8 protein-coding genes and 1 pseudogene are annotated in these 9,256 nt (G+C 60.9%); 7 read left to right on the forward strand and 2 right to left on the reverse strand.

Annotated elements, in window-relative coordinates; translation table 11 throughout:
* Both AB0N24_RS27050 and AB0N24_RS27055 read right to left on the reverse strand, forming a co-directional pair.
* The coding region (locus tag AB0N24_RS27050; protein ID WP_364131569.1) for a hypothetical protein at positions 1 to 209 on the reverse strand (209 nt) is incomplete at its 3' end.
* 86 nt (positions 210 to 295) lie between these two features.
* Positions 296 to 1,783 carry an aldehyde dehydrogenase gene (locus AB0N24_RS27055; protein WP_364131571.1) on the reverse strand — a complete coding sequence of 496 codons (1,488 nt, stop codon included), beginning with the start codon at positions 1,781 to 1,783 and terminating at the stop codon, positions 296 to 298.
* 269 nt (positions 1,784 to 2,052) lie between these two features.
* Between AB0N24_RS27055 and AB0N24_RS27060 the strand changes: the two genes are divergently transcribed.
* The 7 genes and pseudogenes from AB0N24_RS27060 (at position 2,053) to AB0N24_RS27090 (ending at position 8,668) form a co-directional block, all read left to right on the forward strand.
* Positions 2,053 to 3,294 (forward strand): CoA transferase, encoded by a 1,242-nt coding sequence (locus AB0N24_RS27060; RefSeq protein ID WP_364131574.1) that lies wholly within the window; start codon positions 2,053 to 2,055, stop codon positions 3,292 to 3,294.
* 2 nt (positions 3,295 to 3,296) lie between these two features.
* Entirely contained in the window at positions 3,297 to 4,295 is a 999-nt protein-coding gene (locus tag AB0N24_RS27065) for a hydroxymethylglutaryl-CoA lyase (protein WP_364131576.1), read from the forward strand.
* Positions 4,296 to 4,307: 12 nt separating this feature from the next.
* Positions 4,308 to 4,802 (forward strand): flavin reductase family protein, encoded by a 495-nt coding sequence (locus AB0N24_RS27070; RefSeq protein ID WP_364131579.1) that lies wholly within the window; start codon positions 4,308 to 4,310, stop codon positions 4,800 to 4,802.
* Between the two features lie 50 nt (positions 4,803 to 4,852).
* On the forward strand, positions 4,853 to 5,326 hold the full coding sequence (locus tag AB0N24_RS27075) for an NAD(P)H-dependent oxidoreductase (RefSeq protein ID WP_364131581.1): 474 nt from the start codon (positions 4,853 to 4,855) through the stop codon (positions 5,324 to 5,326).
* Positions 5,327 to 5,903: 577 nt separating this feature from the next.
* A pseudogene (locus AB0N24_RS27080) lies at positions 5,904 to 6,056 on the forward strand (PEP/pyruvate-binding domain-containing protein); the annotation flags it as partial.
* Positions 6,057 to 7,913: 1,857 nt separating this feature from the next.
* Complete coding sequence (locus AB0N24_RS27085) at positions 7,914 to 8,177, forward strand: hypothetical protein (protein WP_364131583.1); 264 nt, start codon at positions 7,914 to 7,916, stop codon at positions 8,175 to 8,177.
* A gap of 218 nt (positions 8,178 to 8,395) precedes the next feature.
* Positions 8,396 to 8,668, forward strand: a complete 273-nt coding sequence (locus tag AB0N24_RS27090) for a hypothetical protein (RefSeq protein ID WP_364131585.1) — start codon at positions 8,396 to 8,398, stop codon at positions 8,666 to 8,668.
* The last annotated feature ends 588 nt before the right edge of the window (positions 8,669 to 9,256 follow it).

Below are 9,256 nucleotides of genomic sequence, written 5' to 3' on the forward strand. Positions count from 1 at the left end.
ATGGTCAGTCGGGTTTCTGACTGATAGGTCAGGTAACCGACGGTCATGTCATGCCCGCCCCAGGCATTTAGCGTAACGTCCAGTCGCTTGTCGTCCCGGGTTTTCATCACGTTCGGCAGGTAGATTCCGGTGACGGCTTCGCGGGCGGCATCCATGTCCCTGGTGTGCAGTACCGGATGTGCGTCAAGTAGTTTGAGGATCTGGTTCATCAAGGGCTCCATTGACCTTTGACAGGAATTGAATAAATGGACGTGTACTGCCGCCGCCACATCCCCAAGGCAGCACTCTCTTCGATTCAGCCCAGTTTGAAGGGGTCACGCGTGCCCCCGGTCAACTCGACCCAAACTGACTTTGTTTCGGTGTAGTCGTTGATGGCATCGATTCCGTTTTCACGGCCGATGCCCGATGCGCCGAAGCCCCCGAACGGAACCTGCGGACCCAATACGCGGTAGGCGTTGATCCATATGGTCCCAGCTTTGATTGCGCCGGCGACCCTGTGGGCCCTGTGTACGTCCTTGGTCCATACGGCACCTGCCAGACCGTACTCGGTGTCGTTGGCCAACTCGATGGCTTCGGTCTCGTCTGTGAAGGTGTAGACGGACAACACCGGGCCGAAGATTTCTTCCTTGACGACGGTCGAGTTCCTGTTGACGCCGGTAATGACGGTCGGGCGGATGAAGAATCCGCCAAGATCCTCCGGAGTGTGCCCGCCGCAGGCGATCACGCCACCTTCGTCCCGTGCTTTCTGGATGTAGTCCATGACTTTGCGGTACTGGGGTCCGTTGGCCACGGGGCCCATCTGCGTTTCTTCGGACGTCGGGTCGCCGAGCTTAATGTCGTTAGCCTTGGCCACGACGAGATCGACAAGTTTGTCGTGGATGGATTCGTGAACGATGAGGCGGGAGCCGGCCATACAGCTCTGGCCGGTGGCCGCGAACACCCCGGCGAGCAGGCCGTTGGCCGCCGCTTCCAAATCGGCGTCCTCGAATACGACCTGAGGGCTCTTACCACCGAGTTCCAGTGTCACCTTGTTGATGTTCTTCCCCGCGGCCTGTGCCACCAGGGCGCCGGTCGCTGTTGACCCGGTGAAAGCCACCTTGTCCACTCCCGGATGCGCCGCCAGAGCCTGGCCCAGTTCGCGGCTTTCACCCGTGACGACGTTGAAGACGCCCGGCGGGAAACCTGCCTGATCGAGAAGTTCCGCCAAGAAGGCAGTCGAGGCGGGAGCGTGTTCGCTGGGCTTGACCACGAAGGTGCAGCCTGCCGCAAGGGCCGGAGCGAGTTTGAACGTCAACAGCAGCAATGGCGAATTCCACGGGGTGATGGCACCGACGACGCCGACGGGTTCCCGCTTGGTGTAAACCAGAAAGTTCGGCTTGTCCGTGGGAATCTGTCGTCCCTCGATTTTGTCGGCGAGACCGGCGTAGTAGTAGTACCACTGTGGGAGTGCCCGGGTCTGGCCGATCATTTCGTGGAAGAGTTTTCCCGAGTCATTTACTTCCAGGGTTGCGAGCCGCTCCGCGTTCTCAGCTATCACGTCCCCGAGTTTACGCAGGAGGGCGCTGCGGCCGGTGCCGGTCATTTCGCCCCAGGGCCCGGTGAGGGCCGCTCTGGCGTTGGCGACGGCGGAGTCGATGTCCGCCACGGTCCCCTCGGCCACGTCCGCCCACACCTCGCCGGTATAGGGACTGGAGGTGGTGAACGACTTCCCGGACGATCCGGGGACGAATTTCCCACCGATGTATAGGGAGAACTTCTCCCGTATCAACGTCGTTGTCGACATTTCATTGCCCTCCTTTCAGCTGAACACCACAGTTCTGCGATGAAGCTCTGAGAAGACCGTACGGACCGAGAGCTGCATCACACTAGCCGTTCCGTGCAGGCGGGCAGCCGCTTTTCGCAAAGTATTTTCCGCCTTCAAATCTCTGCAGAAAGTGGCTACCGGGGCGCACTTGTCGGCTGTCCGGCGCCCCCTTCCTGCTCATAGCGTTGTGATGCATCGCAAGAGTTAGCGATGGACATCACCCCTTGGGGTACAGGAGGAAATATCAGATGGGAACACCACTGCCCCGGACCGGGGAACCGTCGCCAACGCAGAACGGACCACTCGAGGGAATCCGGATTCTGGAGCTCGGATCGCTCGTCGCCGGCCCCTTCGCTGGAAGGCTGCTGGCCGATATGGGCGCTGAAGTCATCAAGATTGAGACATCAGACCGGCCGGATCCGCTCCGGACCTGGGGCCAGGGCGAAATCGACGGGCACCGCCTGTTCTGGACAGTCCACGCACGGAACAAGAAATGCGTCACGCTCAACCTGCGCACCCCGCGAGGAATCAGCATCTTCAAGGACCTCGTGGCGCAGAGCGACGCAGTCATCGAGAACTTCCGCCCAGGGACCCTGGAGAAATGGGGTATCGGGCCGGACGTCCTTCTTGAAGAGAATCCGCGGCTGGTGATTGCCAGAGTGTCCGGATACGGTCAGGACGGCCCCGACGCACTCAAGCCGGGATACGCATCCGTCGCAGAGGGCGTCAGCGGATTCAGAGCCGTCAACGGCTATCCCGGACAGTTGCCGCCACGGATCGCCCTATCCCTTGGCGACTCCTTCGCCGGAATGTTCGCCGCCCAAGGCATTCTCGCAGCACTAATCCGGTCCCGCAGCACGGGCAGAGGAGACATCATCGACGTCGCCCTCACCGAGTCATGCCTTGCCCTCATGGAGTCGACAATCCCGGATTACGACGGCGCGGGAGTCGTGCGTCAACCCTCCGGCACGCGATTGGACGGGATCGCACCCTCAAACGTTTACATGAGCCGCGACGGTCTCCCGGTTATCATCGCCGCAAACCAGGACACCGTCTTTGCCCGGCTCTGCGATGTGATGGGGCGCCCTGACCTGGCTCGCGACGAAAAGTACATTGACCACGTGGCCCGCGGACGCCACCAGGACGAACTCGACGACATCGTGGCCCACTGGGCCGCCGGCCAGACGGCATCAGACATTGTCCGCCTGCTCGACGCGGCCGACGTGGTCTGCGGCCCCGTCAATACAGTGGCCGAAGTCATGAAGGATCCCCAGCTTATCCACAGGGAAATGTTCGTCGACCACGAAGACCTCCGCGTCGGCCGCAAAATCAAGGGCCCCGGCGTTGTCCCACGCTTCTCCAACGCAAAAGGCTCCGTCCGTTGGGCGGGCCGGCCAGAACCTGGCTTCGACAACAACGACATCTACCGCGGACTTCTCGGCCTGGACGACCAAGAACTCAAGGAACTCACAGACAACGAGGTCATCTAGACATGAATGAGCAAAATTCCGAGCCCCTGACCCTTGAATCCATGGCTGCCGCTGTGGGGCACACACTTCCCCAGGCGGTGGACATCCGGGAAGTCGGCCCGCGGGACGGGCTGCAACTGGAGCGAAAGCTGACGCTGGATCAAAAGATCCGGATGATCGAAGGGCTTGTCGCAGCAGGAGTGCGGCGCGTCGAAGCGACCAGTTTTGTCTCCCCGACAGCCGTCCCGGCACTTGCAGACGCAGCCGAACTCGTCAAAGAGCTGAACCGTTGGCCCGAGGTCGACTTCTGCGTCCTCGTCGCAGGCATTGGCGGTGCCCGCCGTGCCCTCGCTGCCGGAATCACCCACCTTGAGTACGTGGTCTCAGCCTCCGAAAGCCACGCCAAGGCCAACGCCGGCAAGACCATCACCGAATCCATCGAAGCAGGCAAGCAGATCATCAAAATGGTCCACGAAGCCGGAGGCATCTGCGAAGTGATCGTGGCCATCGCCTTCGATTGCCCCTTTGAAGGCCCGACCCCGCCAAGCCGGGTCGCCGACATCGTCAGGACTCTCGTAGACGCCGGCGCCGATCGGATCTGTCTGGGCGACACCATCGGCACAGCCACCCCTGATCGTGTCATCGCGCTCGTACAAGCCGTCCGGGCCCAAGCGCCTGGCCATTCGATCGGTTTGCACCTGCACAACACCCGCGACACTGCGCTGGCAAACGTGCTTGCTGCCCTGATGATCGGCGTCACCGACTTTGACGCAGCCATTGGAGGCCTCGGCGGGTGCCCCTTTGCCCCCGGTGCCAGCGGCAACCTGGCCACAGAAGACCTCACCAATTTCCTGGAAGACATGGGAATCCACACCGGCCTGAATATCGCCGAACTGAAGCAAATCAGCGCCGAAGTAGCCACGTTCGTGGGGCATGAGCTGTCCGCTGCCCTGACAAAGTGCGAACCACGAATCGGATTTACGTACGCAGCAGAACACCACCTCGTTCAAACCCAACACTGAAGGAAGACCATCATGGACAATCACTTGGAAGTCACTCCGGAACGGATGCGCGAAATCCTCGGGCATTTCTGCACAGGACTCACCATCATCACCGCAACCACAGAGAACGGCCCGGTTGGCTTCACCTGCCAGTCATTCTCGTCGCTGTCGCTGGAACCCGCGCTGGTCGCCTTCAACCCGGCACGGTCTTCATCGACCTGGCCGACCATCAGGGCCACGGGTCGGTTCTGCATCAACATTCTCCCCGAAGAGCACCGCGAACTCTCGGGCAAGTTCGCCCGATCCGGAACCGACAAATTCTCCGGAGTGACCCATACAACTTCGCCGCTGGGCAACCCGATTTTGGACAGCGCCCTGGCATGGATCGACTGCGAACTCCACAAAGAGTACGACGGCGGCGACCACACCATCGTCCTTGGCCAGGTCAAGGCCATGAACGCCCGCGGTGAAGCCGAGCCGCTGCTGTTCTTCAAGGGAAGCTATGTCCGGATCGGCGTCCTGGTTTGAAAATCATCGGTGTGGACGCGAGTCCACACGGCCCCGGCAAGACACACCGGATGGTCACCGAAATACTGGCCGGCGCGGCTGAAGCCGGGGCACAAACAGAACTGGTCCGTCATGACGACGACGCGATCCTCGGACTCATAGCTGCCGCAGACGGTGTGGTTTTCGGCAGCCCGACCTACCGGGCGAGTCCCACGGCGGCAACGCGGCTGCTCCTCGAACGCATCGACCGCAGTACCGCCGAAGACCAGGGCCCCCTTCACAGCACGCCCGCAATGGTCGCGATGACCGGCGCATCCGCCGCGCACTTCCTCGGCACCCGGGAACTCAGCAACTCACTCAGCGGATTCTTCGGGACCCAGATTCTGTCCCCTGATGTCTATCTGGATTCCAAGGCGTTCAACCCTGACGGCACCATCGAAACAGACACCGCGCAACGCCTCAGACTTCACGGTGCGGCACTCACGGAACTAGCCGCTGCCGTACAGACATCCCACCATCTTCAAAACATCCGGCCCTGGATCTAGGACCACCGGATCAGCCGCCGCCCGATCCGGCGCGGCTATCTAGCACGCCAAAGGGTCCGACAACGGTCCTATGTGGCCGGCGCAGAGGCGCTCTGCCGACCTGACACTCCCACGAACATATCGCTTCCCACAGCAAGGAATTCACAATGAAAGCTCTCATCACCATCGGAATTACCGTAGGCATACTGGCCGGACTGTGGACGAAGCTCAGCACTCCATTTGGCCATATCACAGGTTGGCTTCGTGGGCTGGGCCTGCTAATGGGTGGCGGGTGCTGTCCTTCATCCCGGGGTCGTTCGCCGGGTGCGCAGTATTCTTCGGAACCTCCTTCGGCTTGGCAGCCACCTGCTTGGCACTGACCGTGGGCGCCTGTCTGGATGGCTCTCCGAATACGCCGCCGACCGTATTACCGCCATCAGTGCCAAGGACGAAGCGCCCCCCGAAGCGCAGCCTGTCCGGTGATGACGAGGACTACACCAGTGAGCCGAGCGGCATTTCATCGTCCTGTCGCCGGCACAACTGTACGTCTGGCTGCGGGCCTACCAAGACAGAACCTCGCGAAGGAGCAGTGAGCGTAATGACGGAAGACATTTTGTGGTTTTCTGAGATAGGCCGGAAAGACCTTGGGCGGGTGGGGGGCAAGAATGCCTCGCTGGGGAAGATGGTGCAGAATTTCGCGTCAGCCGGCGTGAAGGTGCCGGACAGGTTTGCCACTACTGCTGACGCATACGGACCCAGCGGCCAAGACGACTTCGCCGAATGGCTGGTCTGCGAAGGCATCTCTCGGTCTCCCTCAACCCCGACACCGTCGTGGACACCTGCCACCGCCTCGGCGCTAAGGAGGCCACCGCGGTGTGACGGGCTACCGGGTTTCAACGTGGCAGACACAGCAGGCGAAAGGAGACTACGTGAAGATTCCCGATGTCCTGGCCACGCCTCCGCGCACTTGGCCGTTCTGTACTCCCGCCGGGCTGGCAGCGGGCTACTCCTTGGGAGAATTCGTAACCGATTGGAGCGACGTGCCCATCGGGCTGCCTGTTGTGTTGTTCGGACGAGGTCTCCCCACTATCGGGGGGTGCATCGATTCCAAAATGGAAGACGGCTCCGCCCTATGGATCAGAGATGAAACATGGTCCAGGCGCCTCATTCATCGCACTGACGGCTACGCTGTCCGCGTAGTCAACCACTGGCCGTCCGTGCTGACCCGTTGCGAAGGTCTGGATCAGGGGCACTAGAGCGCGGTCCCGACCAAGTGGTAGCCCTGACAGGGCTGGCCACCCGGCAGGACCATCGTCACGTCAAGCGTCGGCCGGACTCCCAACATGCCTCCGCAACGGCAGCCCGAAAGTCGGGTGTTGGGGATCCGGCCGCGACCCCGGGGGACGACCGTTTCGGGAGCGGCACGCCGCCTAATTCCTGATGCGGTGGGCGGGCTCGCACCCTCCGGGCGAGGACGCCCGGATACCGGCCCGACAGGCTCCTAGAGGCCTGACCCGGCGTACCGTTCCTCAGATTCCCAAAGGCTCTTTCCCTGGCTGGCAGCAAACGGACGAAGCACGCACAAAGACCCCTCCAAGGCACGTCGAGATCGGTGCTCGACGGACGGCAATGGCGTGGGCGAGGTTCGGAGCGGAACTACGTTGTGACCGCAGCCGGTGCTGGTGCCGAGGGCTGGCTTTGCAGGTTCAATTCACAGTAAGCAAAGAAATAGGGCACCAGCCCCCACCAGGGATCCCGTTCGGTGCAATATTCGCGCGCGATATTCGGGGGCGACGAACACTGTCGAACCCGCCCTTAATCTCACTAGGGGCGCGTCCAACACGGAAGCCCGTCAGCACCACTTGCGAGCCTTTGCGCTTGCCGGAATAGCGGGGCTTTCCCCTGATGGGCAGGAGCTACAACCGCCCTGCATCGGACGCGCCAAACACTGCCACCACACAATGAACACCTAGTGCGACAAAGTTTGCCCTATCTGGATACCGTGCTGCGCCGGGCGGCTGTGTGCGAAAAGACCATCGGAATAACGTTGCATTATCAGCATCGAGGTGACTGAAATCACACTCACAATCACCTCGGTTCATCTAATATCGGCACCCGCGGAACGGCGTTCTGTGGCCCGGCAGAGGACTCAACATGTTTACGCATCAGGTCCAGGCAAGTATCGCCGCTATCGCAGCCGGCAAGATTCTTTCAGAGAATTCGGATGGCCAGACATGTGGGGTGCTGTCATGAAAAGGAGAAATCCGGGGGCGGCGCCTGCAGGGACTCTCGGGGACGGCATTACGTCGCGATCCTGGACCGGATGTTCATCCGCCGGCCAGCGGATGACGGTGGATTCCACCTCGGACTGGGATGAGTTCTTGCCTCTGGTCAGTCTGCAGCGCCAACAAACGACTTTCGAGCCCCTTCCGAATTTTGGCGAGTCAGCTCCGCACATTATTTGAATCCAACCCGCGGCCTGAGCGGCGGAACCGCAACGTTCCGACAGACCTCGGACCGCGCTTGTCGCCCTCGCTCTATTCACGGGCGCGACGTCAAAGGTACGCAACACCACCAGCAAGCAGGTCGCTTCAGAGAGGAAGCCATCATGAGTATCGCCCATCGCCCCTTCTCAGCCGGGCTTGGCACGGACCGCCACACCAGCCGCACACCCAAGACCAACCGCTGGGGCTGGGGCCACTCTGAAAAAAGCGAATCAGAGACCAACGAAAGGCAGGGGAGTATGACTTCATATCCCTGGGAAGGCCTCTACCTGGAAGTCAACGAAACCACCGTATCGGCCGGCACAGCAGCCCCTCAGCCAAATGCCCGCCTAGGACTATTCCTGACCAGCCTGATGTACGGCGAATAGGATCAGGAAATCCACCATCGCTCGCATGCAAATACTCGGGCCAAGAGGCCCACCCAAGAAAGCCTTAGTCTGTCATTGGCCCGGATCGAAATCATGGCCCGGAACTCTGGCGCAGGCGCAGACTGATGACCGTGGCACGTCCCGACGATGGTCTGCCGTCAGCAGCGGTCATGTGAGTATCTGCCGACCGGCCATTGGGATGAGTGAGGAGTGTTGCCGTGAATCAGGACGTTGCGCACAGGATTGCTGATTCCTACGTAGCGCACATGCGTCTGCCCGCAATCAGCGGGATCATGCCGATTTCCTGGCAGGCGAATTTTGTCAGCACAAAGAAGAACCGCACCCTGCGATGTGGGGTGCGGCTGGTGGCTGCGATGCTTCGAACGGGCCGATTTAGGGGTGTGGACACTGTCCACATTTTTAGCTTCGGACTCGGTCGTACATCGGTCGGACTGGCTCGGATTGCCTATGTTTTCTGGAGTTCCCAATGATTGCAAGGGTTGGAATGCAGTTCGAGTCCCACCTCGGGCACGCATAACCCCTCGCCAGAGGGGTTTTTGCTTTAATGTGTGGACATTGACTCTCCGCGAGTCCCTCTGACACTGACCGCGGTATGTAGCCGGCGCCGCGGTCGCCTGTGAAGTTGTGTGGGTGGCGGGGTCAGGGTCCAGGCTTGTGGGCCCTCCGGCTGCTGGGATCTAGGGCTATGTGTAGTCCTTTCTAGCTGTTTCCGTTGGCCAGTTGTTGGCCTTCACCCGTTCATGGTCACGAGTTGTGGTGACGACATGACCAAGATGAATCTTCTTCAAAGACGTTCCTCGAATAGCTGCCTTCGGCGAGCCACGTAAGTTCGCTCATAGCGTGTTTGTCCGGCCAAAGGGGGTGTGCACATTGTGCACACCTTTGTGCACGGGCGGCTTTCAACCTGCATTTTGGTCCCTTCCCTCTGGTTCTGCCGGCACCACTTCATGTACGTCTCTGTTGCAGGCGACATGACTTTGCGGCCCAGACCCGCGGTTTCGCAGGAAGTTCCGGGTTCAGCGGGAAGGTCTCCGGAGGTGTCTGTGGCCGGCGTTCGA

Source organism: Arthrobacter sp. NPDC093128 (assembly GCF_040683875.1).
Lineage (GTDB): Bacteria > Actinomycetota > Actinomycetes > Actinomycetales > Micrococcaceae > Arthrobacter.